Annotated in this window: 22 protein-coding genes and 3 pseudogenes; 18 read left to right on the top strand and 7 right to left on the bottom strand. The window is 63.1% G+C overall.

Going from position 1 to position 25,412, the window contains the following annotated elements:
• The first annotated feature begins 9 nt into the window (after positions 1-9).
• Together AC0L3H_RS15270 and AC0L3H_RS15265 are read left to right on the top strand one after the other, a co-directional pair.
• The gene (locus tag AC0L3H_RS15270; protein ID WP_473586008.1) at positions 10-1,524 is read left to right on the top strand and encodes an FGGY-family carbohydrate kinase; all 1,515 of its coding nucleotides are present in this window, start codon (positions 10-12) and stop codon (positions 1,522-1,524) included.
• The gene (locus AC0L3H_RS15265) at positions 1,521-3,143 is read left to right on the top strand and encodes a GMC family oxidoreductase (protein WP_473586007.1); all 1,623 of its coding nucleotides are present in this window, start codon (positions 1,521-1,523) and stop codon (positions 3,141-3,143) included. Before AC0L3H_RS15270 ends, AC0L3H_RS15265 begins: the two co-directional genes overlap by 4 nt.
• 82 nt (positions 3,144-3,225) lie before the next feature.
• On the opposite strand, the gene AC0L3H_RS15260 is transcribed toward AC0L3H_RS15265, so the two are convergent.
• Positions 3,226-4,014 carry a class I SAM-dependent methyltransferase gene (locus AC0L3H_RS15260; protein WP_091589913.1) on the bottom strand — a complete coding sequence of 263 codons (789 nt, stop codon included), beginning with the start codon at positions 4,012-4,014 and terminating at the stop codon, positions 3,226-3,228.
• Between the two features lie 161 nt (positions 4,015-4,175).
• On the opposite strand from AC0L3H_RS15260, the gene AC0L3H_RS15255 reads away from it, so the two are divergent.
• The 4 genes from AC0L3H_RS15255 (at position 4,176) to AC0L3H_RS15240 (ending at position 7,859) form a co-directional block, all read left to right on the top strand.
• The gene (locus tag AC0L3H_RS15255; protein WP_473586086.1) at positions 4,176-5,258 is read left to right on the top strand and encodes an ABC transporter substrate-binding protein; all 1,083 of its coding nucleotides are present in this window, start codon (positions 4,176-4,178) and stop codon (positions 5,256-5,258) included.
• A complete protein-coding gene (locus AC0L3H_RS15250) occupies positions 5,248-6,315 on the top strand; it encodes a FecCD family ABC transporter permease (RefSeq protein ID WP_473586006.1) in 1,068 nt (355 codons plus the stop codon). The genes AC0L3H_RS15255 and AC0L3H_RS15250 overlap by 11 nt, the downstream gene beginning before the upstream one ends.
• Entirely contained in the window at positions 6,309-7,094 is a 786-nt protein-coding gene (locus AC0L3H_RS15245; protein ID WP_473586005.1) for an ABC transporter ATP-binding protein, read from the top strand. The genes AC0L3H_RS15250 and AC0L3H_RS15245 overlap by 7 nt, the downstream gene beginning before the upstream one ends.
• Before the next feature lie 243 nt (positions 7,095-7,337).
• Positions 7,338-7,859 carry a hypothetical protein gene (locus tag AC0L3H_RS15240; protein WP_473586004.1) on the top strand — a complete coding sequence of 174 codons (522 nt, stop codon included), beginning with the start codon at positions 7,338-7,340 and terminating at the stop codon, positions 7,857-7,859.
• Positions 7,860-7,962: 103 nt separating this feature from the next.
• Here the strand turns inward: AC0L3H_RS15240 and AC0L3H_RS15235 are convergent, their stop codons facing one another.
• Positions 7,963-8,907, bottom strand: coding sequence for a lipid kinase (locus AC0L3H_RS15235; protein ID WP_091589922.1), 945 nt, complete (start codon positions 8,905-8,907; stop codon positions 7,963-7,965).
• Positions 8,908-9,084: 177 nt separating this feature from the next.
• Here AC0L3H_RS15235 and AC0L3H_RS15230 point away from each other — a divergent pair.
• The 12 genes and pseudogenes from AC0L3H_RS15230 to AC0L3H_RS15175 form a co-directional block, all read left to right on the top strand.
• A pseudogene (locus tag AC0L3H_RS15230) lies at positions 9,085-9,276 on the top strand (AbrB/MazE/SpoVT family DNA-binding domain-containing protein); the annotation flags it as partial.
• A 317-nt stretch (positions 9,277-9,593) separates the two neighbouring features.
• Positions 9,594-10,676, top strand: coding sequence for a P-loop NTPase family protein (locus AC0L3H_RS15225; protein ID WP_473586003.1), 1,083 nt, complete (start codon positions 9,594-9,596; stop codon positions 10,674-10,676).
• Positions 10,655-11,107: pseudogene (locus tag AC0L3H_RS15220) on the top strand (ABC transporter transmembrane domain-containing protein); the annotation flags it as partial. The gene AC0L3H_RS15225 and the pseudogene AC0L3H_RS15220, both read left to right, overlap by 22 nt.
• Positions 11,108-11,213: 106 nt before the next feature.
• The gene (locus tag AC0L3H_RS15215; RefSeq protein ID WP_473586091.1) at positions 11,214-12,233 is read left to right on the top strand and encodes a hypothetical protein; all 1,020 of its coding nucleotides are present in this window, start codon (positions 11,214-11,216) and stop codon (positions 12,231-12,233) included.
• Between the two features lie 296 nt (positions 12,234-12,529).
• Positions 12,530-14,374 (top strand): TRAP transporter large permease, encoded by a 1,845-nt coding sequence (locus tag AC0L3H_RS15210; protein ID WP_473586085.1) that lies wholly within the window; start codon positions 12,530-12,532, stop codon positions 14,372-14,374.
• Between the two features lie 29 nt (positions 14,375-14,403).
• The gene (locus tag AC0L3H_RS15205) at positions 14,404-15,420 is read left to right on the top strand and encodes a TRAP transporter substrate-binding protein (protein ID WP_473493864.1); all 1,017 of its coding nucleotides are present in this window, start codon (positions 14,404-14,406) and stop codon (positions 15,418-15,420) included.
• An 80-nt stretch (positions 15,421-15,500) separates the two neighbouring features.
• Positions 15,501-16,304, top strand: coding sequence for an SDR family NAD(P)-dependent oxidoreductase (locus tag AC0L3H_RS15200; protein WP_473586084.1), 804 nt, complete (start codon positions 15,501-15,503; stop codon positions 16,302-16,304).
• An 8-nt stretch (positions 16,305-16,312) separates the two neighbouring features.
• Entirely contained in the window at positions 16,313-17,164 is an 852-nt protein-coding gene (locus tag AC0L3H_RS15195) for an IclR family transcriptional regulator (protein ID WP_473586083.1), read from the top strand.
• Positions 17,161-17,337 carry a hypothetical protein gene (locus AC0L3H_RS15190; protein ID WP_473586002.1) on the top strand — a complete coding sequence of 59 codons (177 nt, stop codon included), beginning with the start codon at positions 17,161-17,163 and terminating at the stop codon, positions 17,335-17,337. The genes AC0L3H_RS15195 and AC0L3H_RS15190 overlap by 4 nt, the downstream gene beginning before the upstream one ends.
• Positions 17,337-18,962 carry an acyl-CoA synthetase gene (locus AC0L3H_RS15185; protein ID WP_473586001.1) on the top strand — a complete coding sequence of 542 codons (1,626 nt, stop codon included), beginning with the start codon at positions 17,337-17,339 and terminating at the stop codon, positions 18,960-18,962. Before AC0L3H_RS15190 ends, AC0L3H_RS15185 begins: the two co-directional genes overlap by 1 nt.
• 10 nt (positions 18,963-18,972) lie before the next feature.
• Positions 18,973-19,657, top strand: a pseudogene (locus tag AC0L3H_RS15180) (SDR family NAD(P)-dependent oxidoreductase).
• A 10-nt stretch (positions 19,658-19,667) separates the two neighbouring features.
• A complete protein-coding gene (locus AC0L3H_RS15175; protein ID WP_473586000.1) occupies positions 19,668-20,519 on the top strand; it encodes a PPC domain-containing DNA-binding protein in 852 nt (283 codons plus the stop codon).
• Between the two features lie 89 nt (positions 20,520-20,608).
• Here AC0L3H_RS15175 and AC0L3H_RS15170 read toward each other — a convergent pair whose 3' ends face one another.
• The 5 genes from AC0L3H_RS15170 to AC0L3H_RS15150 all read right to left on the bottom strand — a co-directional run bounded on the left by AC0L3H_RS15170 (position 20,609) and on the right by AC0L3H_RS15150 (position 25,284).
• Positions 20,609-21,532: a branched-chain amino acid ABC transporter permease gene (locus AC0L3H_RS15170; RefSeq protein WP_236473244.1), complete on the bottom strand. Its 924-nt coding sequence runs from the start codon at positions 21,530-21,532 to the stop codon at positions 20,609-20,611.
• A gap of 59 nt (positions 21,533-21,591) precedes the next feature.
• On the bottom strand, positions 21,592-22,479 hold the full coding sequence (locus tag AC0L3H_RS15165; RefSeq protein ID WP_473585999.1) for a branched-chain amino acid ABC transporter permease: 888 nt from the start codon (positions 22,477-22,479) through the stop codon (positions 21,592-21,594).
• 69 nt (positions 22,480-22,548) lie between these two features.
• Positions 22,549-23,736, bottom strand: coding sequence for an ABC transporter substrate-binding protein (locus tag AC0L3H_RS15160; protein WP_473586082.1), 1,188 nt, complete (start codon positions 23,734-23,736; stop codon positions 22,549-22,551).
• Between the two features lie 53 nt (positions 23,737-23,789).
• The gene (locus tag AC0L3H_RS15155; protein ID WP_473585998.1) at positions 23,790-24,536 is read right to left on the bottom strand and encodes an ABC transporter ATP-binding protein; all 747 of its coding nucleotides are present in this window, start codon (positions 24,534-24,536) and stop codon (positions 23,790-23,792) included.
• Positions 24,529-25,284, bottom strand: coding sequence for an ABC transporter ATP-binding protein (locus AC0L3H_RS15150; RefSeq protein ID WP_023799662.1), 756 nt, complete (start codon positions 25,282-25,284; stop codon positions 24,529-24,531). The genes AC0L3H_RS15155 and AC0L3H_RS15150 overlap by 8 nt, the downstream gene beginning before the upstream one ends.
• Positions 25,285-25,412 lie beyond the last annotated feature (128 nt).

Here is a 25,412-nt window from a genome sequence, read left to right as displayed (position 1 = left end):
GGAGCTTCAATGCAGCGATACATTCTTGGCCTTGATGCGGGCAATACCGTCATCAAGGCCATCATCTTCGACACCGCCGGTCGCGAACTCGCACTTGCCGCTCGCGACGGCCGTTCCTGCATGCCAGAGCCCGGCCATGTCGAGCGGGACCTCGGCGAATTGTGGCGCAACGCCGTCGAGGTCATCCGCCAGTGCCTCGACCAGTCGGGCATCGACCCCCGCGAGATCGCGGTGATCGGCTGCGCCGGCCACGGCAACGGGCTCTATGCGCTGGACCGCGGCGGCGACCCGCTGCTCGGCATCCAGTCGCTCGACACGCGCGGCGTCGGCATCGTCAGCGAATGGGCGGCCGCAGGCGTTGGCGACCGGACCTATATCCACTGCCTGCAACGGCCCTGGGCGGCGCAGACGCCGACTCTGCTGGCGTGGCTCAAGCGCCATGATCCGGAACTTTTTGCCAAAATAGGCACCGTCTTCCTGTGCAAGGATTTTATCGTCAACCGCCTCACCGGCACGCGCTCGACCGAGACCTCGGATATGTCGGGCTGCGGGCTTTTGCACATGCCCAGCCGACGCTACGAGCCTGAGTTGCTGGCCGCCTATGGTCTCGGCGATTGCATGGAACTGCTGCCGAACGTGCTGGAAGCCTCCGCCATCGCCGGCCATGTCACGCGCGATGTCGCCGCTGCCACCGGCCTTCTTGCGGGCACGCCTGTGGTGGCGGGCCTGTTCGACGTCGTCGCCAGCGCCATCGGTTCGGGCGTCACCAGCACCGGCGCCGCCTCGATCATTGCCGGCACCTGGAGCATCAACCAGGTTATCACCCAAGAGCCGATCCGCGATCCGTCTATCTTCATGCTGTCGACCTTCGATCCGCTGCGCTATCTCGCCATCGAATCGAGCGCCACTTCGGCCGCAAATCTCGAGTGGATCGTGCGTGAGTTCTTCGAGCATGCGCCGCCGGCAGGCGCATCGCCATTCGAGATCTGCAGCGAGCTTGTTGCTTCCGTCGATCCCGCGGGAGACATGCCGATCTACCACCCATTCCTTTACGGCTCGCAGCAGAATGGCAAGGCGCGTGCCGGTTTCTACGGCATCGCCGGCTGGCACACGCGGGCTCATATGCTGCGCGCACTGTTCGAGGGCGTCGTCTTCGAGCACCGGCGCCATGTCGAGACGTTGCATCGAGCGGGAGCCATTGTCAGCCAGGCGGTTCTTTCGGGTGGCGGCTCGCGCAGCGCCGTTTGGCCGCAGATATTCGCAGATGTGCTGGACGTGCCGGTGACCGTGGCGCGCAGCCGTGAGACAGGTGCGCTGGGAGCTGCGATTGCAGCCGGGACAGGCGTCGGCTTATTTGCCGACTTCTCTGCGGGCGCCGCCGCGATGACCGCGCCCGACCGATGCTACCAGCCCAATTGCGCGATCGCACCGGTCTATGAACGGCGCTATCGTCTCTATGGTGAGATCAACAAGGCCATGGGTCCGCTATGGGACAGGATGGCAAGCGAACGGACGTCCAATTGACACAGACCGCTGCCGATTTTGGACAGTACGACTTCATCATCGTCGGCGCGGGTTCAGCCGGCTGCGTGCTGGCCAACAGACTGTCGGCCAATCCAGGCATGCGCGTGCTGCTTCTGGAAGCCGGCGGCAGCGATCGCTATCACTGGGTCAACATTCCCATCGGCTATCTCTACTGCATGGGCAACCCGCGCACCGATTGGCTGATGAAGACCGAGCCGGAGCCCGGGCTGAACGGTCGTGCGCTCAACTATCCGCGCGGCAAGCTTCTGGGCGGCTGCTCGTCGATCAACGGCATGATCTACATGCGTGGCCAGGCGGCCGACTATGATGGCTGGCGGCAAGCCGGGAATCTCGGTTGGGGCTGGGATGACGTGCTTCCGTATTTCCGCAAGTCCGAGGACCATTTTGGTGGCGCCAACGACCTTCACGGCGCCGGTGGCGAATGGCGCGTCGAGCGCCAGCGCTTGTCGTGGCCAATCCTGGATGCCTTCCGCGATGCTGCCGAGGAACTCGGCATCCCCCGGACCGAGGATTTCAACGGCGGGACCAACGAAGGGTCGGGCTATTTCGAGGTCAACCAGAGGAAAGGCGTGCGCTGGAATACCTCTAAGGCGTTCCTGCGCAGCGCGCTGCGACGGCCGAATTTGCGCGTCGTCACCGGCGCCGAGACCGAGATGCTGGATTTCGACGGAGCTTGCGTCACCGGCGTTGTCTTTCGCATGGGCGGCCAACTGCATCGTGCGCGGGCAGGCGAGACGATCCTTGCCGCCGGCGCGATCAATTCGCCGAAGCTGCTCGAGCTTTCCGGCGTCGGCCGACCTGCCGTGCTTGGCGCAGCAGGAATCCCGGTTCGCCACGCGCTGGAAGGCGTCGGCGAGAACTTGCAGGATCATCTGCAGATCCGCACAGTCTTCAAGGTCGCCAACGCCTCGACGCTAAACCAGCGCTACCACAATCTGTTCAGCCGTGCGGCTATGGGCGTCGAATACGCTATCCGTCGCAGCGGACCGCTGTCGATGGCGCCGAGCCAGCTTGGTATCTTCGCCAGGAGCGACCCACGCCTGCAGACGCCCGATCTCGAATACCATGTCCAGCCGTTGAGCACTGACCGGCTGGGCGAGCCGCTGCATCGCTTCCCCGCGGTCACGGTTTCGGTCTGCAACCTCAGACCGGAAAGCCGCGGCACCGTCCACATGGAGGCGTCCGATCCGCAGGCGGCTCCGAAGATCCGGCCGAACTATTTGTCTACCGAGGGAGACAGGACCGTGGCTGTGGCATCGCTCCGCCACGTCCGCCGCTTGATGAAGGCGCGCGCCATTGCCCGTTACGCGCCTGAGGAAATGCTGCCCGGCGCACATTATGAAAGCGACGAAGAACTCGTCCGCAAGGCCGGCGATATCGGCACCACGATTTTCCACCCGGTCGGCACCTGCAAGATGGGCGCAGGCTCGACGGCAGTGGTCGACGGCCGGCTGCGGGTGCACGGCATTTCTGGCCTGCGCGTCGTCGACGCTTCGATCATGCCGACGATCGTTTCCGGCAACACCAACTCTCCCGTGGTCATGATCGCGGAGAAGGCATCGGCAATGATCCTGCAGGAAGCCAACCAGAAGAAATAATCCTCGGTGGCGCATCTGAGCTGACGCAGACCAGCAGCCATTGCCTGTCGTGCCGCGCCCGCTCCATGCAGCGCCGAGTCGTTTACTGCGGCTTTGTCGCGCAGATCGCGAAGCGGTGTTGAGTGGCGCGTTCGAGCGCCTTGGGCCAACTCATCCGTCGAGCCTGGGCGCGATGGATCGCGCCCAGTTTCCAGTCCACGACCGGCTGCTCGAACCCGGCTTCGGCCAGCAAGCGAACTATCTCCTCCGCCCGTGCGCCGCCTGAGAAATAGACACGGGCAAGAATGTTCTGGTGACGTCTGGCCATGGCGGCGCCGTCATCGTCCGAGACCTGGGACTTGCCGGCCGTGAGCTTCTCCCAAAGTTCCCGCATACGCGTCGCCCAGTTGCGGCTGACAAAGTCGCCGTCGATGACCAGCAGCCTGCCGCCGGGCTTCAGCAGCGAGAACCATTCGGCAAAGGCCGCCTTCGGATCCAGCAGCGTCCAGACCAGGTGACGGGTGACGATGACATCGTAGCTCGCCCTGTCCTCGAGCGTCCGTTCTGCATCCCTCACGATGAAGCGGATATCGGCGCCGCGTTTTTGTGCCTTGGCGCGCGCCTTGGCAAGCATGGCTTCCGACCAGTCGAGGCCTGTCACCACAAAGCCCAGATCGTGCATCAGATGCGAAATGACGCCAGTCCCGCAGGCGAGATCCAGAGACGCCCGCCCGGCGCCTGGCCCAAGGTGTGTGGTTAAGAGCGCGTGCCAGGCGGCACGCTCCTGCTCGGAAAAAATCTCGTGGCCGACCTGCAGGTCGAACGTCTCGGCGCGGTCGGACCAATAGTCCCGAATCTCGTCGCGCAACGAATAGTTTGCGTGAGCCGTCATTGCCCGAAACGCACTCCCCAAAGCGGCTACATTGGAATTGCTCTAAAAGAAAATTCTTGATTATACAACTCATGTTTCATAAGCGGGGCCGGCAACTGAATTGCGAGAGCCCAATGATTTTGAAATCGATATTTGCGGCCGCGGTCGCGCTCGCGGCCTTGATGCCGCTTACCCCAGGCGCGCGCGCCGAGACCGTCACCGACATTGCCGGCCGCAAGGTCGAGGTGAAGACGCCGGTCGAGAAGGTCATCCTCGGCGAAGGCCGGCAGATCTACCTGATCGCCGCGCTCGATACCGACAACCCTTTCAAGCGCATCGTTGGCTGGCGCGAGGATTTCTCCCAGGCCGATCCGGACAATTACGCCGTTTATCTGGAAAAATTCCCGTCGATGGCGGCGATACCGACCTTCGGCGGGTTCAAGGACGGCACCTTCGACATCGAGCAGGCCATCGCACTTGACCCGGACGTGATGATCATGAACATCGAGTCCAAGCAGGCAACCGAGGACGCGCAATACATCGAGAAGCTCGCCGCCGTAGGCATTCCGGTGGTCTATGTCGATTTCCGCGAGCAACCCTTCACCAACACCGAGCCGAGCATGCGCCTGATCGGCAAGCTGCTTGGCCAAGAACAGCGGGCCGAGGCGTTCATCGCGTACCGCGCGGCCCAGATCGCGCGCGTCACCGATGTGATCGCAGAGAAGAACCCCAAGCGCCCGACCGTGTTCATCGATCGCGCCGGGGGCTATTCCGATGATTGCTGCATGAGCTTCGGCAACGACAATTTTGGCAAGTTCGTCGACATGGCCGGCGGGGCCAATATCGCGGCCGACCTGATCCCGGGCACGTTTGGCGCGCTCAATCCCGAACAGATCATCGCCAGCGATCCCGACCAGGTGATTGTGACGGGCGGCAATTGGGAGGCTTATGTGCCGGGCGGCAAATGGGTCGGCGTCGGTCCCGGCGCCGACGAAGCCGCGGCACTGAAGAAACTCAAGGGCCTGACCGAGCGGCCCGCGCTAACCGGCATCAAGGCGGTGGAGAACGGGCAGGTCCACGCCATCTGGCACCAGTTCTACAACAGCCCCTATCAGTTCGTCGCCATACAGCAGATGGCCAAATGGCTGCATCCAGACCTGTTCGCCGATCTCGACGCCGGGGCCACCTTCAAGGAGTTGCACGAGAAGTTCCTGCCGGTCGGGTACAGGCCTGGCCATTGGGTCTCGCTCTCCGATGAGCAGTGAACCGGCCGCACTGTCAGCCAAACAAGGGCGCGGGCTCTACCGCGCCCTTGTCCTGCGCAAGCAGCTGATCCTGGCGGGGCTCGCCCTGGCGCTGCTGCTGAGCCTCTGCATCGACCTCGCGCTCGGGCCCGCAAGCTATAGCCTCGACCAGGTGGTGCTCGCCCTGGTTTCTCCCGGCAGTGTGCCGCTTCAGGTGCGCGTCGTGTTGTGGGACATCCGGCTTCCCATCGCGCTCATGGCAGTGGTCGTCGGCGCAGCACTGTCGGTCGCCGGTGCGCAGATGCAGACCATCCTCAACAATCCGCTCGCCAGCCCCTTCACGCTCGGCATTTCGGCGGCGGCCAGCTTTGGCGCAGCCCTCGCGCTCGCCTTCGGCGTCGCGCTGATCCCGGCCGCGATCGAATATATCGTGCCGCTGAACGCCTTCGTGGTGGCGATGCTGACCGCGCTCGTCATCCACCTTCTGAGCCTCAAGCGCGGCGTGACGGTCGAAACCATCGTGCTTCTCGGCATCGCGCTCGTATTCACCTTCAATGCGCTGCTGTCGCTCGTCCAGTATCTTTCCTCCGAGCAGGCGCTCGCCGCGGTCGTGTTCTGGACGATGGGAAGCCTCACCAAAGCCACCTGGCCCAAGCTCATCATCACCAGCCTCATCCTTCTCGCAACATTTCCGATATTCGTGCGCCGCGCCTGGGCGCTGACGGCGCTGCGGCTAGGCGAAGACAAGGCCGCGAGCTTTGGCGTCAAGGTCGCACGCCTCAGGCTCGAAACCATGATGATGGTGAGCCTCCTTGCTGCCATTCCCGTCGCCTTCGTCGGCACGATCGGCTTCATCGGGCTTGTCGGTCCGCACATCGCCCGCATGCTGATCGGAGAAGATCAGCGCTTCTTCCTGCCCGCCTCGGCGCTCTCGGGGGCGCTCATCCTTTCGGCGAGTTCGGTTGCCAGCAAGTCGCTCGTTCCAGGCACGATCTTCCCGATCGGCATCGTCACCTCGCTTATCGGCATTCCCTTCTTCATCTCGCTGATCCTCTCGAATGTGAGGCGCTCATGGTAACGATCAGGCTCGATGGTCTCGGAGCCTTCCACGGGGCGCGGCTCGTCCTTTCGGGTGTTTCAACTCCCATTTTCCGGGGTGGCGAGGTTGTCGCCGTGATCGGACCCAACGCAGCGGGCAAGTCGACGCTGTTCAAGCGCATCGCAGGACTTCTGAAGGGCCCGGGACGCGTCTGCCTCGAGGGAGCGGTGAAGGGGCCGGACGGCATCTGCTATATGCCGCAGGATACGGCAGCCAACGCGGTGCTGACCGTCTATGAATCGATTCTGCTCGCCCGCAAGCAGGGCTCGGCATGGTCGGTCAGCGACGGCGACCTCGCACTCATAGACGGCATCCTGGCCGCGCTCAGCATCTCGGATCTTGCCTTTCGCAACGTCGGAGAATTGAGCGGCGGGCAAAGGCAGGTGATAAGCATCGCCCAGACCCTGGCTCGCGAACCTGAAATCCTGCTGATGGACGAGCCGACGTCCGCGCTTGACTTGCACCGGCAGGTCGAGGTGCTGACCTTCATGCGCGGGCTTGCGCGCAAACACGGGATTGCGGTGCTGATCGCAATTCACGATCTCAATCAGGCCCTGCGCTTCGCCGACAAATGCATCGTCATTGCCGAGGGCCGGATGGTCGCCTGCGGCACGCCGGAAGAGGTCGTCACGCCGGCGCTTTTGCGCGATGTGTACCGCGTCGAGGCGAGGATCGAGCGCTGCTCGCGGGGCATCGGTCATGTCATGGTGGACGGCGTTGCCGCCGAAACGGCAGCGACTGCATCGATAGCAGCTTAGAGCGTCTGTGGTCGAAAGCCAAAAGCCTGGAAAATAGATCAGAATTCTGGCGTAAATAATTGAATTAAAGACATTTTCAGGCGCCAAGGCGGTTACTTTGGCGACGAATTGAAGCGTTCGCTTTCGACCGCTGCACGTCCCTCGACGAGCTGCTGTTCTACGAGACATCTTGGGTAGACAGAGGTCGTGAAAACGCGCGATAAGGTTAGCCTACGCTAGATTCAGAGATGGCCGGGGCACCAGATGATGGCACGCCGAATGTGCAACGCAATGCTTGGCTTCGCGGCGCTTGCCATAACCGCGTGCCAATCGGCGCCTGAAACGCCGCGACCCACTGTCGAACCTGCGTTAGGACCTGGACCCATTCCTGCCCAAGCCGCCTCGGATCCTGCCGCTGTTCCTTCCGGCTCGGCAATTATTGATCAATCCGTGGCGGTCACTCCCCCTGCCAAGACCGTCCCGACAAAATATGCTGCTTTTTCGGGTCTATGGGCCGGACGATTGGAGGGGATGTATGACGCCAAACTTGCTGTTCAGACGATTTCTTCCAATGGCAAGGTGACGGTCACCTACGCGTGGGGAACTCTGGGCGACAACCATCCGGGAGAGGCCGCCGGCACTGGAAAAATTGTGGGGACTACGTTGAAGCTCGAGCGCCTGCCGAGTGGCGCAGACGTCAGTTTTGTCATGCGGCCCGACAGAACCCTGGCCGGAACCGTCAGGCTTGCCGGCCAGACCTACACGGGCGCGTTCCTCAAGCAATGATCGAAGACATGCTTGGAAGGCTATGTTGCTGTTGCCAGATCACTCCTGATCGAGAGATGACCGCGGGCGATTGGGTTTGTTCGACGCGCGCTTGATCGCCAGTCTAGCCGCTGTTTGCGCTGACCGCGTCACCAAGCACCTTTGTGCGGGGCTGTATGCGCGCGGCGGCAGGCGCGAACACCGAAATTGCCTTCGGGTGGACCTTGAAATGCGCCGGGGTCGAGGTGACGATCTCACCGTCAGTGTTCACCGGCATCGGCCTTTTCGTCTCGATGTCGAACTCGACGCATCTGGCTGTGCGAACCTCGCTCCAGGCGCCGTGCGTGCCGGAGCGGAACGAGCGCAACAAGAGCGCCATCTTCCAGAGATTCGTCATTTCCAGGCTGTACAGGTCGAGATGGCCGTCATCGATCTCCGCCGTCTCCTCGACGACGTTGCCGCCGCCATAGTGGCGGCCGTTGCCGACCGCTATCTGGTAGGTCTCGACTTCGGTCGTTGCGCCCTTTTCGGTAATCCTTGCTTCAAAGTGGCGGGCCTTGGTCAACACTTTCATGGCCGCCAGGGCATAGCCAAACCTGCCGAAACGCTTCTTCAGCGCCGGATCCAGCCCCTGGGCAAGATCGGTGCTGAGGCCGATGCTCGCGACGTTGAAGAAAGCGTGGCCATTGACGGTTCCGATATCGATCAGACGTCGTCCGCCCTCTACTATCACGTCGGCCGCCTTCCCAAGATCCAACGGTATTTCGAGGGTACGCGCCAGATCGTTCGCCGTCCCCATCGGAATGATGCCCATCGGCAGCCCGCTTTCCATGACCGCGACCGCCGCCGAGGACACCGAGCCATCGCCGCCGCACACGATCACAAGATCGGCCCTATGGCGAAGGCGCACGATGTCGCGTGCTATCTCGGGCAGTGCCTCAAATGTCTCGACGCTGACGCGGAGCCCTCCGGCTTCCAGCCGCTCGACGACCGGTGCGAGAGATTCCTGCCCGCGTCGTGCCTTTGGATTGATGAGTAGAAGCGCGCGTCTGTTCGTGATGTCATTCATGCGGCGTAGATAGGGTGCGTGCCTGCGGATTACGACGTCGACAGGCGCGCCCCGGGGAAACAAGCCACAAAATCACGGCTTCGGCAGCCGCTTGTGGAGGTTGAAATTCGGTCCACATAATAAATACCGAAAATGGGTACTACCAAGGTGCGGACATGACCAGCAGCCAAAGGACAGGTGACCATCCCGAAGCCGGTCCGGGACCTGCTCGGAATCGTTCCGGGCAGCAAGGTTGATTTCCGCCGCACCGATGACGGCAATGTGGTGATTGTGCGTAGTGACAAGAAGCAGCCCGCGAGCCGCTTCGCGAAATTGCGCGGCCATGCCGGCAAGGGCCTCGACACCGACGCGATCCTGGCGCTGACGCGCGTGGCGACGCGTGACGCTGGTCGGCTCGATCCTGTAACGGACGATGCGAACTGGGCGGATTGGTCGATCGACCGGCTTGAGGCGGCAAGCCTCAATGGGCCGTCGCTGATCAACGATGCGGTCTATGCCGAACTTGCCGTCCGCTATGACCGCACGCCTGTTTCTCGTCCGCTGCTTCGCGCGGCGTGTGCGTAGGCCCCGCAGCTTGGGTCTACACCATCGTGGCGAAAAGAATTGCAACTCCACCGAGAATAATCCTGGTTCGACCGCGTACTCCCCCAGGTAACAGCGCCCCCTTGGTGACCGGAGAGACCACAATGGAAATTCTTGACTGCGAACGCATCGCGAAGGCCAAGCGGGCTTTCACGACCCGCCGAATTCCCACTGAGCGCATGCGGATGTTGCTTGCGCCTCCCGCCGAACCGAAGGCAGGCGACCTGGTGCTCGCGCGGATCGAGGCGCTCGGTCACCACAAGTCGGTCGAACTGCCCTCGGGACGCAAGGCGGCACTTGCCGCGACGGACGAAGTCGTCCTGGCCTACGGCAACCGCTACGCCCCTGATCAGTTCGAGGCGATCGTGCCGGCAGATCTCGGACCGTGCCATATGGTGGCGGCAGGCGGAGTGGCTTCGCGGGCGTTGGCATGGCACGACAAGACCATGTCTCCGACTGCGATCGTGCCGCTCGGCCTCGTCACCAACTCATGCGGCCGCGTTCTGAACGTTGCAGACTTTACGGTCGCGCCGCAGCCGGCGCGGCTCACCCCGCCGACAATCGTTGTCTTCGGAACGTCGATGAATTCGGGCAAGACGACAACAGCTGCAAGCCTCGTGCGTGGTCTGACCAGGGCAGGTTTTGCAGTTGGTGCGGCAAAGGTGACCGGAACCGGAGCCGGCAATGATCTCTGGTCGATGATGGATGCCGGAGCATGCGCCGCTCTTGATTTTACTGATGCCGGCTTTGCCACGACCTATCTTGCCCCAATCGATGCCATCGTCGAGGGCGCGCAGCATTTGCTGCATTCTCTTGCCGCCACCGGGGCGGAGATCGCGGTTCTGGAGGTCGCGGATGGGCTATTCCAGTCCGAGACGGCCGCGCTGGCAAAGTCCCCGCAATTCCGGGAACTGACCGGCGGCGTGCTGTTTGCCGCAGGCGATGCGATGGGGGCGGTGGCGGGCTGCGAAAGGCTGCGCGAGCTTGGATACGACGTGCTCGGGCTCAGCGGACTCCTGACCTGCTCGCCGCTGGCGCGCCGGGAAGCAGGCGCTGCCAACGTCCCTGTCTATGGCGTCAAGGAACTCACCGATCCGGCGACCGCGGCAAGCATAGTCTCAGGGATATTGAACCCGCGCCTGATGGTGATCGCTGGAGGTGCACAATGCCTCTACCAGGAATCCTGATCGGCACGCGACTGGTCGCCCTTGCGGTTCTTGTCGCCATCGGCTTTGCCAAGGCCGCCACGTCGCTCGCTCTTGTCGCCATCGTCGGTGCGGCGGTTTCCGGGGAACCGCAGCCGCTCGGGCAGGGCAGGCTGATCGTGGCCAGCCTTTCGCTCGGCATCGCGCTCTTCGCACTCGGGGTGATGCAGCGCCGACAGGGGGCAGCTTTTGCACTGGACTATGTGCGCGAGGTCCGCAGACTGCTGGTCGAGCAACTCTTCGCGTTGCCGCCTGGCGCCGGCCGGACCGGTCTCGGCCTGGTAATGACCCGCCTCGTCACCGACCTCTCCGCCATCAGATCCTGGCTGGCCGACGGCGTGGCTTCCCTCTTTGTTGCGGGTCCTTCCGTCGTTCTCATCGTGGTTGGCGCCTTCTGGCTTGCCCCAGGAGTTGCGCCGTTCCTGCTTTGCGGCGTTCTTGCCTGGTCGATCGTCTGTCTTGTTGCCCTGCCGTTTCTTCACCGGGCCATCCGCGAAGGCCGGCGGAGGCGGGGACGGCTTGCCGGCCGTCTCGGCGACATCGTTGCCGCCCGGGCGGCGTTTGCCCATTTCGGCAAAAGCGGAACGTCCACACGAAAGATCGACCGGATGTCGGAAGCGCTCAATATGTGGCTCGTTCGCCGGGCAGGGTGGTCGGGGGGCTGCGCGCGCGTCCAGCGACTTCGTCATGCCCGTGATCGTCGTCATCCTCGTGGCCTATGCGTTTTCGGGCCGCCCGGCGATTCTGGTCGGCGATCTCAGCACGCTATTGCTCCTCGCCGGGCTGACGGTTGGCCAGCTTTCCGACCTCGCTCGCGCCGCCGATTATCGGCTTGCCTATGTCGAGTCCCGCCGCCGGATTGCCTCCATCCTGGCAAGGCCGGTGCTTGCGGATCCTGTGAATCCAGTTCCCCTGCCGCGCTCGACGGCAGGCCGGCGGCTGCGCATCGAATTTCATTGCCGACACGGCACGCCGTCAAAAGTGCTGGAGGCCGCGCCCGGCGCGTCGATCCTGCTTGGCGGTGATACGCCTGAAGCACGCAGCGCGCTTTTTTCCAGCATCGCAGGTTTCGAGGAAAACAGCGTCCTGGCGATTTTCCTCGATGACATCCCCGTCAACAAGATTTCGCAACGCGACCGGCGCCGGGCAATCACCGTTTTGTCGCCGGCGATCCCGTTGGTGCGGGCAACAATGCTCGACAATATTGCCCTGGGAGCGCCCTCAGCGACCTCGCAAGAAGGGATAATCGCCACGGCCTCGCTGTGCGGCCTGGCAGTCGATGGACCGCCAGACAGCGGCCAGAGACTGGAGCCCCCTCAAATCAGTGCCATGCAGGCCGCCCGGATCCGTGCCGCACGAGCGCTTGTCCGATCAGCGGCCGTGCTCCTTATCGACGACACCGATGTTTGCAAGGACCGGGACTTGCTTGCGGCGGTTCTTGCCCGCGCGCGTGCCGCGCAAACGACAGTGATCGTATCGTGCGAAGCAGTCACTGCAGGCATGGAATTCGATGATACCTGGCTTCTCGATTGCGCGTGATCGAGAGATCTCCCTGCTGCATGTCTGTTGCAACCCCTCCTGAATAGTCCTGTTTAGGTTCATCGATCCACAATATGGATCGCATTTTCGCCGCAAGTCGCTGATATACAGGCGATTGCATGGCAAAAATCGGTTATGCGAAATTATAGGTCCATGATATAGACCTAAGTGCGAAGATCTGGAACGAGCGGGAGGAGATCGCATCGTTCCGATTTCGGCGTGAGCGTTTCAGGCAGGCGTTGTTGCCTGGTCCGAGCGGAGGAGCTTGAAGCATGGCAGCCGCCAGCAACAACACGATGATCGTCGATACGCCGGCCGAGGTGCTGGATGCGCGGCCAGGGTCGCGGCTGATGTGGCCGGTCGAGGCGGTGGCCTCGATCCTGCTCGTCTTCGTCATCGGTCTGCTGCTCGCCGGCGTCATCTCGCGCTACGTGCTATCGCTGCCGATCGTCTGGATCGATGAGGCCGCCTCCATCTCCTTTCTCTGGCTCGCCATGCTCGGCTCGGCGATTGCCATCGACCGCAACGAGCATCTGCGTCTTACCATCTTCCTCAACCTGATCCCCGAGCGCGGCCGCAACTTCGTGGACGCCCTCGCTTTGCTCGTCGTGGCGACGGTGCTGCTCGCGCTGATCGTGCCGGCAAGCCAGTATGTACAGGAAGAGTGGTACGTCACCTCGGCGGCGCTCAACATTCCGATGAGCTTCCGCGCCTCGGCAATTGTCGCCGGGCTGGCATTGATGTCGGTTATCGCCGTGGGCCACGCGATCCGCGCAGCGACGCTCGCCAACCTGGCCGCCGCTGTCGCAGTCATTGCCGCACTGGCCGTGGTCGGCTGGCTGCTTTCGCCATTGTTCCTCACGCTCGGCTACGCCAACATCGTCATCTTTCTCGTCGGCGTGGTGGCGGTCTGCCTTCTGCTCGGTGTGCCGATCGCTTTCTGTTTCGGCGTCGGCACGATCGCCTTCATCGCCTTCAGCACGCACGTGCCGATGATCGTGCTTGTCGGCCGCATCGACGAGGGGATGTCGAGCCTCATCCTGCTGTCGGTGCCGATCTTCGTTCTGCTCGGCTGTGTGCTCGACGCGACAGGCATGGGCAAGGCGATCGTCGAGTTCATGGCGTCGCTGCTCGGCCATGTGAAGGCCGGCATGTCTTACGTGCTGCTGGGCTCGATGTTCCTCGTCTCGGGCATTTCCGGTTCGAAGGTTTCCGACATGGCGACCGTCGCTCCGGCACTTTTCCCAGAAATGAAGCGGCGCGGCCACAAGCCCAGGCAGATGATCGCGTTGCTCGCAACCGGCGCTGCGATGGCCGATACGGTGCCGCCATCGATCGTGCTGATTGTGCTCGGCTCGGTCGCCGGCGTTTCGATCGCTGCGCTTTTCACCAGCGGCTTCGTCATCGCGGTGGTTCTGTTGCTCGTCCTTGCGGTGCTCGCACGCTGGAAGGCTTCGGGCGAAAACATGGAAGGCGTCCATCGCGCTCCGTTCTCGCTCGTCTGGAAGACGCTGCTCGTCTCCGCCCCCGCACTGGTGCTTCCCTTCCTGATCCGCGGCGCCGTCGGCGGCGGCGTCGCCACCGCCACCGAGGTTTCCACAATCGCCGTGCTCTATGCGCTGGTCATCGGCGCGTTGTTTTATGGCGGCATCGGCGCGAAGAAATTCTACGCCATGCTGGTCGAGACGGCGGCGCTGTCCGGCGCCATCCTGCTCATCCTCGGCACCGCCTCGGCAATGGCTTGGGCGCTGACGCAAACCGGCTTCGCCAACCAGCTGGCCATCTACATGACCGACCTGCCCGGAGGCTGGTTCTCCTTCATGCTCGTCACCATCGCCGTCTTCATGGTTCTCGGCTGCGTTCTTGAAGGCCTGCCAGCGATCGTTCTGATGGCGCCGATCATGTTTCCAATCGCCACTCGGCTGGGCATCAACGACGTGCACTATTCGATGGTCGTCGTGACGGCGATGAACATCGGGCTTATGGCGCCGCCTATCGGCATCGGCTTCTATATCGCCTGCAAGATCGGCGACGTCTCGCCCGACGAGGCTATGAGCGCCATCTGGCCCTACCTCGGTGCGTTGCTTGCCGGCCTGTTGCTGATCGCCGCCGTCCCGGCGCTTTCGGTAGCCTATCTCTAGCCACTCGGATTCAACCAGGAGGAAACACGATGACCATCACCCGCCGCAGCTTGATGATAGGCGCAGCCGCATCCATCCCGCTCGTGAGCACCATCCGCTACGCCGGGGCGCAGGCGGCGGAGTTCAACTACAAATACGCCAACAACCTGCCGCTCACCCACCCGATGAACCTGCGCGCGCAGGAAGCCGTTGAGAAAATCCGCGAGGAGACCGGCGGCCGCGTCGCCATCCAGATATTCCCCAGCAACCAGCTCGGCGCCGACACCGACATGCTGAGCCAGGTTCGCTCGGGCGGCGTCGAATTCTTCACGCTGTCGCCGCTGATCCTTTCCACGCTCGTCGCCAATGCCTCGATCAGCGGCATCGGCTTTGCCTTCTCGGACTACGACGCGGTGTGGGCGGCGATGGATGGCGACCTCGGAAAATATGTGCGCGGCGAGATCGAGAAATCGAACCTGATCGTCATGGAGAAGATCTGGGACAACGGCTTCCGCCAGATCACCAGTTCCGTCGGCCTGATCGAGACGCCCGCGAACCTAGAAGGCTTCAAGATTCGCGTCCCGGTCAGCCCGCTCTGGACCTCGATGTTCACCGCCTTCAAGTCGGCGCCGGCCAGCATCAACTTCGCCGAAGTGTATTCGGCGCTGCAGACGAAGATTGTCGACGGGCAGGAAAACCCGCTCGCCATCATCTCAACGGCCAAGCTCTACGAGGTGCAGCAGTTCTGCTCGGTCACCAACCACATGTGGGACGGCTTCTGGTTCCTCGCCAACAAGCGGGCCTGGGAGGCGATGCCGCAGGACATACGCGAGATCGTCGCCAGGAACCTCAACGAGGCCGGCGTGAAGGAGCGCGAGGACGTCGCCAAGCTCAATGCCACGCTTGAGCAGGAGCTCGCCGCCAAGGGCATGAAGATCAACCATCCGGATGCGGCCCCGTTCCGGCAGACGCTGAAGGACGCCGGCTTCTACTCCGAGTGGAAGGGCAAATACGGCGACGAAGCCTGGGCCATCCTGGAAAAGGCTGTTGGCGCCAGCCTGACCTGAGTGCAGGGCAGTTCCCGGGCGGGCAGGGCATGTGGCTCAACCGCCCGATAACAGCCGCGATTTTTGTAAGGAATTCGATGGTGGTCGACCGGCTCAGGGGAAAATCCGCAATCGTCTTTGGCGCCGGATCGTCCGGACCCGGCTGGGGCAACGGCAAGGCGGCGGCGGTCGCCTTCGCGCGCGAAGGTGCGCGCGTCGCCTGCGTCGATCTCACTGCGGCGGCCGCCGCTGAAACCGCTGATATCATCCGCGACGAAGGCAACCAGGCGATCGCGTTGTCGGCCGACGTGACCAATCTGGGCTCAGTCGAACTGGCAGCAGCGGCGGCAATGGAGGCGTTCGGCGCCATCGACATCCTGCACAACAATGTCGGCGTGACCCATATGGGCGGTCCCATTGAACTCGATGAGGACGCGTTCCAGGCCGCCCTCGACCTCAATATCGGACCGGTCTACCGCACCGCCAAGGCGGTGTTGCCGCATATGCTCAAGGGCGGCGGCGGTGCAATCGTCAATATCTCGTCGCTCGCCGCGATACGCTACGTCGGCTATCCCTATTTCGCCTATTATGCGGCCAAGGCCGCGGTGAACCAGGCCACAGTGGCGCTGGCCATGCAATATGCCCGGCAAGGTATTCGCGCCAACTGCATCATGCCGGGCCTGATCGACACGCCGATGATCTACAAGCAGATTTCCGGCCAGTATGGTTCGGCCGACGAGATGGTGGCCGCCCGCAACGCCATGGTGCCGATGGGGCGGATGGGAACAGCGTGGGACGTCGCTGCGGCGGCCGTGTTTCTTGCCTCCGAGGAGGCGCGCTTCGTCACCGGCGTTTGCCTGCCTGTCGATGGCGGCCAAAGCTGCGCCGTCTGCGAGCTCCGCTGACCATGGACATCGCGCCGCCCCCGGAACGCGATCAGACCGGCTCGCAGAGCGTCGACCGGGCGCTCAGCCTTCTTTCGATGGTCGGCCGGCACGCCGACCGCGGTGTTTCGCTCTCCGATATCGTCGAGGAAAGTGGGCTCAACAAGCCGACAACGCGCCGCCTGCTGCTGGCGCTGATGCGCGCGGGAATGATCGAGCAGGACGAGACGACGCGGCGCTATTATCTCGGCGAGGAGGCTTACGTGCTGGGCAGCCTCGCCTCGCGACGTTTCGGCTTGCTTCAGGTCTCGATGGAAAGTCTGCTGCGCCTTTCCAGAAAGACCGAGGATGCCAGCTTCCTCTCGGTTCGCCGCGACACATACTCAGTCTGCCTCTATCGCGAAGAGGGGACTTACCCGGTCAGGACCCACGCGCTGCAGGCCGGATTCGAGCACCCACTGGGCGTCGGCGCCGGCTCCCTCGCTATGCTCGCCGCACTCCCCGACGAGGAAGTGGAAGCGGTGCTGGCCGCCAATGACGCAGTGCTCAAATCCGACTACCCAATGCTGCCGGTCGAGCAGATCCGGCGCGACGTCGAAACGACGCGCGCCAACAGCTATTCGCTCAATCCCGGCCGCATCGTCACCAATTCCTGGGGGGTCGGGGTTGTGCTTCGCAGCGCTGACGCACGGCCAGTCGGCGCACTGTCGATCGCGGCGATCGACAGCCGGATGCAGCCGGCAAGACAAATCGAACTCGTCGGATATCTCATGCAGGAGGCAAAGCGCGTCGAGGAACGGCTTGCCCAGATGTTCGCCTCGCGCGCGCATATGCGCGAGCACCCCACTTTAAAGCCCCGCACCAGGAGGTTGTCACAATGACGAAGGCTCACACCGACGGAGGGGCGCATTCCGCGTTCAGAAAGTCGGAATTGGAAAACACCGCGCAGTTGATGGCGACGGGAGCGGCGCCCACGCCTGCTCATGCCGGCGTCGATCCCGGCGACGTTGACGCCATTTTCGTCTACGTGTCGTTGCTGGAGCGCGCCAAGTAATGACCCTGGCCCCAGGCGGCGTGACGCCTTCCTCCACGCGCGTCATGAACCTCTCGCATTTTTTGACCCAGGCGGCACGCCGCAATCCACACGACATCGGCTTCGTCTGGCGCGAGCGGCAGTGGACATGGCGCGAGATGGAAGCGCGCGTCAACGCGATGGCCGCTGCACTCCGCGACGCGTTCGGCGTGACAAAGGGCGACCGTATCCTGATCCAGTCGGCCAATTGCAACCAGATGTTCGAATCAATGTTCGCCTGCCTCCGGCTCGGGGCCGTCTGGGTGCCGGCGAACTACCGCCAGTCGCCGGACGAAGTCGCCTACCTCGCCAAGGCGAGCGGCGCGCGTGGCCTGATCTGCGGCGCGGTCTTCCCGGCTCATGCTGCTGCCTGCCGGGAAACAGCCCCCGGGATCGACTTCGTCCTGTCGATCGGCGCGGCCGAATTCGGCGATGACTACGACGCCGTCGCCGCCCGTTTTGCCGGCCGGACCGTTGCCAGCGTCGCCGTCGATCGCGACGATCCCTGCTGGTTCTTCTTCACCTCCGGCACGACCGGCCGGCCAAAGGCCGCCGTGCTCACGCATGGCCAGATGGGCTTTGTCATCACCAATCATCTGTGCGACCTGATGCCCGCTACGACGCGCGACGACGCCTCGATCGTGGTGGCGCCGCTGTCGCATGGGGCCGGCATCCATCAACTCGTGCAGGTGGCGCACGGCGCCAAGTCTATCCTCCTGCCAACCGACAAGCTCGACGTGCCGACGGTCTGGGCATTGGTCGAAAAATGGCGGGTGACCAACGCCTTCACCGTGCCGACCATCCTCAAGATGCTCGTCGAGGACGACAGCGTCGACCGGTTCGACCATTCCTCGTTGCGCTATGTCATTTATGCCGGTGCGCCGATGTACCGCGCCGACCAGAAGCGGGCGCTCGAGAAACTGGGGCCGGTTCTGGTCCAGTATTTTGGCCTGGGGGAAGTCACGGGCAATATCACTGTGCAGCCTCCTTCCTATCATTCCGTCGAGGATGGCCCGCAAGCGCGCATCGGAACCTGTGGTTTCGAGCGCACGGCCATGCAGGTCGAGATCCAGGACGACGCCGGCAATGCCGTCTCGCCCGGCGAAACCGGCGAAATCTGCGTGATCGGGCCTGCAGTCTTCGCCGGCTATTACGACAACCCGCAAGCCAACGCCGCAGCGTTCCGCAACGGCTGGTTCCGCACCGGCGATCTGGGCCACATGGCCGAAGACGGCTTCGTCTACATCACCGGCCGCTCGTCCGACATGTATATCTCCGGCGGCTCCAACATCTATCCGCGCGAGATCGAGGAGAAGATCCTGCTCCATCCCGACATCAGCGAAGCCGCCGTTCTCGGCATTCCCGATCCCGTCTGGGGCGAGGTCGGCGTCGCGGTTTGCGTCGCACGCGCCGGCGTTGTGCGCGAAACGATCGCGATTGAGCGCTGGCTGGAAGGCAAGCTCGCCCGCTACAAGATGCCCAAGCGCTTCGTGTGGTGGGAGACGATGCCCAAATCGGCCTATGGCAAGATCGCCAAGAAGTTGATTCGCGAAGAGCTGGAGCGCCGCGGCGAGTTGGGACCGCCCGAGCCGAAGCTCTCGGCATGAGGAGCAGGCGATGAACAGCAGCCATCAAAGCCGCGCCGTGGCGATCACCGGCGGCGCATCGGGCATCGGCCTTGAGACCGCGCGCCTGCTGACCGAGCGCGGCTTCGAGGTCTTCCTCCTCGATCTCGCCGCGCCAGCGCTGGGTTCGGCCTGCACGGATCTCGGCCTCAGCATGGAACGCGGCATCGTCTGCAACGTCGTCGACGAAGCGGCTGTCGACGAGGCCATCGGCCGGATCACCGCCGCGCACAGCCTTGCCGCAGTCGTGAATTGCGCCGGCATAGCGATGGACCGGCCGTCGGTCGAGACCAGCGTCGAGGATTTCCGCCGCATTGTCGACGTGAACCTCACCGGAACGTTCATCGTCTCGCGCGCTGCGGCGCGCTACTGGCTTGAACGGAAGCTGCCGGGAGCGATTGTCAATATCAGCTCTGTTTCTGGACTTTGCGGCAACAAGGGCCGCAGCGCCTACGGCGCATCGAAGGGCGGCCAGAATCTGCTCACGCTCGTCATGGCCAATGAGCTCGGAGGATGTCCGCCGGCAGTGGTTGGATCGCGTGCCGCAGCGCCGCTACGGCACGCCGCGCGAGATCGCGGGAGCGGTGGCTTTCCTGATTTCCGGCGAGGCCAGCTACATCAACGGCCAGATTCTCGCCGTCGATGGCGGCTTCATCCATGCCGGCCTTGTCGCCTGAGATGGCTCCGATGCGCAGCATCCGCCATCCCGGTCCGATCGCCTCGGAACGTTTCGCAGCGATGCCCTGCGCCGCAGAGCGGCTGACGCTGCGGCTCGAAGCCGGTCGCTCGATCAATGACGCCGTGGCGCGGGCCCTCGCGGTCGCCGGGTTCAGCGGCGGGTATATCCGCCTGCGCAACGCGCGGGTTGACCCAATGCGCTACGTCATCCCCGCCGCCTCTCCCGATGGCACGCACGCCGCGTGGTACAGCGATACATTCGCGCCGGAAGGCATAACGGTCATCGAGGATGCGGGCCTTGTTGCCGGCCGGCGCGACGAACAGCCTTTTCTTCATTGCCATGGCATCTGGCGAACACCCGACGGCGTGCGCCGCATGGGCCATCTCCTGCCGCTCGACTCGCATCTGGCGGAGCCGGTCGAGGTCACCGCCTGGGGTATCGAGGGCGCGCTGTTCGACGTACGCGACGATGCCGAGACGAATTTTCGCCTTTTCGCGCCGATCAGGGCTCCGCTCCTGGGTGAGCGCCGCGGCCGCCGCGCCGCCATCTGCACGGTAAGGCCCAACGAAGATATCGGCCAGGCGATCGAAGCCGTCTGCCGACGGCACGGCTTTGACCACGCCTCGATCCAGGGCATCGGCAGCCTGGTCGGCGCGGATTTCGACGACGGCTCGGCGGTCTCCTCCTATGCGACGGAAGTTCTCGTCACGGGCGCCGTCCGCTCCGGTCGTTGCACGCTCGACATCGCGCTGGTCGGCATGGACGGTGTGATATCAGCAGGTCGCCTTCGCCGCGACGCTAACCCCGTCTGCGTGACGTTCGAACTGCTGGTGGTCGCATCCGATGAGAAATCTGCCTAGTTGAGGATGCTGACCACGCTGTGTGCCGTGTCGCTGCGGCCCCACTTGGTCGACCGCGGATCATCCGAAATTTAGGTTTCACGACCCGGTCAGAGCGGTTTTCGGATCCATTTTGCCAGGACGCCAACGATGCCTTCCCGGAACGACAGCACCGCGACAACGAAGATGATGCCCTGGCCGATCGTGACCCAATCGCCGAATGTCGCGAGGTAGTTCTGCATCGTGACGATGACTGCCGCGCCGACGATCGGTCCGAACACCGTGCCCATGCCGCCCAACAGCGTCATCAGCACGACTTCGCCGGACATCGTCCAGTAGACGTCGGTAAGCGACGCCAACTGGAACACGATGGCCTTGGTTGCGCCGGCGACGCCGGCGAGCGTGGCCGACAGCACGAATACGGCGAGCTTGTAGCGGTTGACCCGATAGCCCAGCGAGATCGCGCGCGGCTCGTTCTCGCGGATCGCCTTCAACACCTGGCCAAACGGCGAATGGATGATCCGATAGATCAGCAATATGCCGGCGAAGAAGATGGCCAGCACGAAGAAATAGAGAACTTCGCTCGAACGGAGGTCGATCAGCCCGAACAGATGGCCGCGCGGCACGGCCTGGATGCCGTCCTCGCCGCCGGTAAACGCCGCCTGCAGCGAGAAGAAATAGATCATCTGCGCAAAAGCCAGCGTCACCATGGCGAAATAGATGCCGTGGCGGCGAATGGCGAGCGAGCCGATGGCGAGACCGAGCACGGCTGCCACCAGCGTGCCCGCGATAATGGCAAGCTCAGGCGTCAGGCCCCACACCTTTGCTGCATGGGCCGAGACGTAGCTCGCCATGCCGAAATAGGCTGCGTGGCCGAAGGACAGGAGACCGCCGAAGCCGAGCAACAGGTTGAAGGCGCAGGCAAACAGCGCGAAGCACAGCACCTTCATGACAAAGATCGGATAGAGCAGAAATGGAGCGGCGACGAGGAAGACGAACAGCGCGGCGAAGATCGCAAGGTGATGACGGGGCATGCCCGCAGCGCCGACGGACGTTATGGCCGTCATAGCGATCGGGTTGGTGTCGGTTGTCATCACACACTCCGTCCAAACAGACCCGCGGGCTTGACCAACAGCACGAGCGCCATGATGACAAAGATCACCACCGCCGAGCCTTCCGGATAGAATACGCGGGTCAGCCCCTCGATCAGCCCGAGCCCGAAGCCGGTGAGGATCGAGCCCAGGATCGAGCCCATGCCGCCGATGACGACGACGGCGAAGACGACAATGATCAGGTCTGCCCCCATGTTCGGATTGATTGCGTATATCGGCGCGGCGAGCACGCCGGCGAAACCCGCGAGTGCGACGCCGAAACCATAGGTGAGCGTGACCAGCAGCGGCACGTTGATGCCGAACGCGCCGACCATGGTCGGGTTCTCGGTCGCAGCCCTGAGATAGGCGCCAAGCCGGGTCTTTTCGATGATGAACCAGGTCGCAAGGCACACGATGAGGGAAGCCACGATCACCCAGGCGCGCGAATTCGGCAGGTACATGAAGCCGAGATTGTACCCGCCGTTCAGAAGCGGCGGCGGCGGGTACGGCAGGCCGGATACGCCGAAAAACTGGCGGAAGAAGCCGACGATGATCAGCGCCAGGCCGAATGTGAGAAGCAGCCCGTAGAGATGGTCGAGGTGATAGAGCCGTCGGATCAGGACGCGCTCAAGCACGATGCCGGTGACGCCGACAATCGGCGGGACGATGAACACAGCCCACCAGTAACCGACGCCAAGATAGTTGAGAAGCATCCAGGCGCCGAAGGCGCCCAGCATGTACTGGGCGCCATGCGTGAAATTGATGATGTTCAGGAGACCGAAGATGACCGCCAGCCCGAGGCTCAGAACCGCATAGAAGGAGCCATTGATCAGCCCGAGCAGCAATTGCCCGAACAGGACCTGAGGCGGAATTCCAAGCAGTTCGAACATGGTCGCTCCAGCTGACTTGTCGACAAAACAACGCGCCGAGCTGTTCGGCGCATCGTTGGCGAGGCTCGCTTACTTGACGAGCGAACAGCCGCCTTCGGCGAGCGGGCGGAACGCTTTATCGGCCGGAATGGTGGCCACCGTCTCGAAATAGTCCCATGGAGCCTTCGATTGGTCCGGCTTCTTGACTCGGAACAGATACATGTCGTGCAGCTTGCGCCCGTCGGCGCGGATGGTGCCCTTGCCGAATAGCGGATCCTCGGTCGGCATTTCCTTCATTTTGGCCATCACCTTGGCCGCATCCTTGTCGCCGACGGCCTCGACGGCCTTAAGGTAATGCAGGACAGAAGCGTAGACTCCGGCCTCGATCATCGAAGGCTTTTGTCCGGCATTCCGCTCCTGGAAACGGGCAGAGAACTCCCGCGTTTGATCGTTCTTGTCCCAGTAGAACGCGCTGGTGAGCACGAGGCCTTGCGCCACTTCGAGGCCAAGCGCATGCACGTCGTTGATGAACATCAGCAGGGCGGCGAGCGCCTGGCCACCCTGGGTGATGCCAAATTCCGACGCCTGTTTGACCGCGTTGATCGTGTCGCCGCCGGCATTGGCGAGGCCGACGACCTTGGCGCCCGACGCTTGCGCCTGCAGCAGGAAGGACGAAAAATCCTGGCCGGGGAAAGGATGACGGACGGCGCCGAGAACCTTGCCGCCCGATGCTTCGACGACCGCCGTCGTATCGCGCTCGAGCGCGTGGCCGAAGGCGTAGTCGGCTGTGACGAAGAACCAGCTGTCGCCGCCCTGTGCGACCATGGCCGAGCCCGTGCCGTTGGCAAGCGCCCAGGTGTCGTAGGTCCAGTGGACGGTGTTGGGCGAACAGGCTTTGCCGGTGAGGTCGGACGAGGCCGGACCCGAGGCGAGGAAGATCTTGTTCTTCTCCTTGGTGATCTCGTTGACGGCGAGCGCCACCGACGAGGTTGGCACATCGGCGATTACATCGACGTTTTCGGTGTCGTACCACTGGCGGGCGATGTTCGAGCCGACGTCCGGCTTGTTCTGGTGGTCGGCGGAGACGATCGACACATTGATGCCCTTGTCCGTCGCCTTGAAGTCTTCGACCGCCATCTGGGCCGCGATGACCGAGCCTTCGCCAGCGATGTCTGCATAGATGCCGGAACGGTCATTCAGAACGCCGATCTTGACATCTGTGGCGTAGGCCGCGCCGGCCATCAGCAGGCTCGCCATCGAAGCCAGGACAAATCCCATTTTTTTCATCGCTACTTCCCTCCGATTGCGGCGCAACGCGCCGTTGATGATGTCTAGACGCCGAGATAGGCGTGCAGCTTGTCGATGTTGGCGTCGAGTTCGTGGTTGGGGATGGTGTCGATCACGCGCCCCTGTTCCACCACGTAGTGACGGTCCGCGACCAACGCGGCGAAATGAAAATTCTGTTCGACGAGAACGATCGTGAATCCCTCGTTCTTGAGCCGGGCAATGGTGCGGCCGATCTGCTGCACGATGACCGGCGCAAGCCCTTCGGTCGGCTCGTCGAGCAGCAAGAGCTTGGCGCCCGTCCGCAAGATCCGGCCGATGGCGAGCATCTGCTGTTCGCCGCCCGATAGCTTGGTGCCTTGGCTCGAAAGCCGTTCCTTCAGGTTCGGGAAGAGCTCGAAAATCTGCTCGACGGTGAGCCCACCGGGCCGCACCTGCGGCGGCAGCATCAAATTCTCCTCGACAGAGAGGCTGGAAAAGATCGCCCGTTCCTCGGGGCAGTAGGCGATGCCCATCTGTGCGATCAACCGCGACGGCAGCTTGATCGTTTCCCGACCTTCATAGGTGACCGAGCCCGAGCGCCTGGAAAGAATTCCCATGATCGCCTTCAGCGTCGTCGTCTTGCCGGCGCCATTGCGGCCGAGCAGCGTCACCACTTCACCTTCGCCAACCTCGAAACTGACGCCGTGAAGCACATGGCTCTCGCCGTACCAGCCCTGCAGGCCATCGACGCGAAGCAGGGGTCTCGTCGAGGGGCCAGCAGCCGGCCTGCTTGCAAGTTCAACTTCAGGCATGTCCGGCCCCGATATAGGCTTCGATAACGCGCGGATCCTTGGAAACCGCAGCATAGTCGCCTTCGGCGAGGACTTTGCCGCGAGCGAGCACAGTGATGCGGTTCGACAGCGAGGCGACGACCGACAGATTGTGCTCAACCATCAAAATGGTGCGGTTCTTGGAGATGCGCCGGATCAGCGCCGAGATGCGCTCGATGTCTTCTTGCGCCATGCCGGCCATGGGCTCGTCGAGAAGCAGCATTTCAGGGTTCAGCGCCAGCGTCGTTGCGATTTCAAGCGCGCGCTTGCGGCCGTAGGACAGATCGCTGGCGCGGATGTCTGAAAACGCGGTCAGGCCGACATCGGCGAGAAGCGCCGCACCCTCGCCATCGAACTTGGAGAGCACTTTTTCGGAGCGCCAGAAATCGAAACTGTCGCCGCGCCGGCGCTGCAGCGCGATGCGGACATTCTCGAGTGCCGTCATGTGCGGAAACACCGCCGATATTTGAAAGGAGCGCACAAGGCCCAGCCGCGCGATGTCGGCCGGCTGCATCCTGGTGATGTCGCGGCCTTGGTAGCGGATCGCGCCGCGCGTTGGCTGGAGGAATTTGGTCAGCAGGTTGAAGAGGGTCGTCTTGCCTGCGCCGTTGGGGCCGATCAGCGCGTGGACCGATCCTCGCTCCACCGTCAGGTTGACATTGTTGACAGCGACAAAGCCCCCAAATTCCTTAGTCAATCCCGCTGCTTCGAGGATCGCTCCGGAACTCATGCGCGGGAGCCCTCGCCGGTCATTGGCGTGAAAACGTGGAACCGCGCTGCGAGGCCATCTGCCTCCAGGGTGACTTCCATGGTTTCCTCCCGTGGCACTTCCGCCCGCAACAAACGACCTAATGCACA

The sequence above is a fragment of the Mesorhizobium sp. WSM4816 genome (assembly GCF_055811535.1).
The sequence above is the reverse complement of the archived record's forward strand: the minus strand, read 5'-3'. Positions and strand labels throughout refer to the sequence as shown.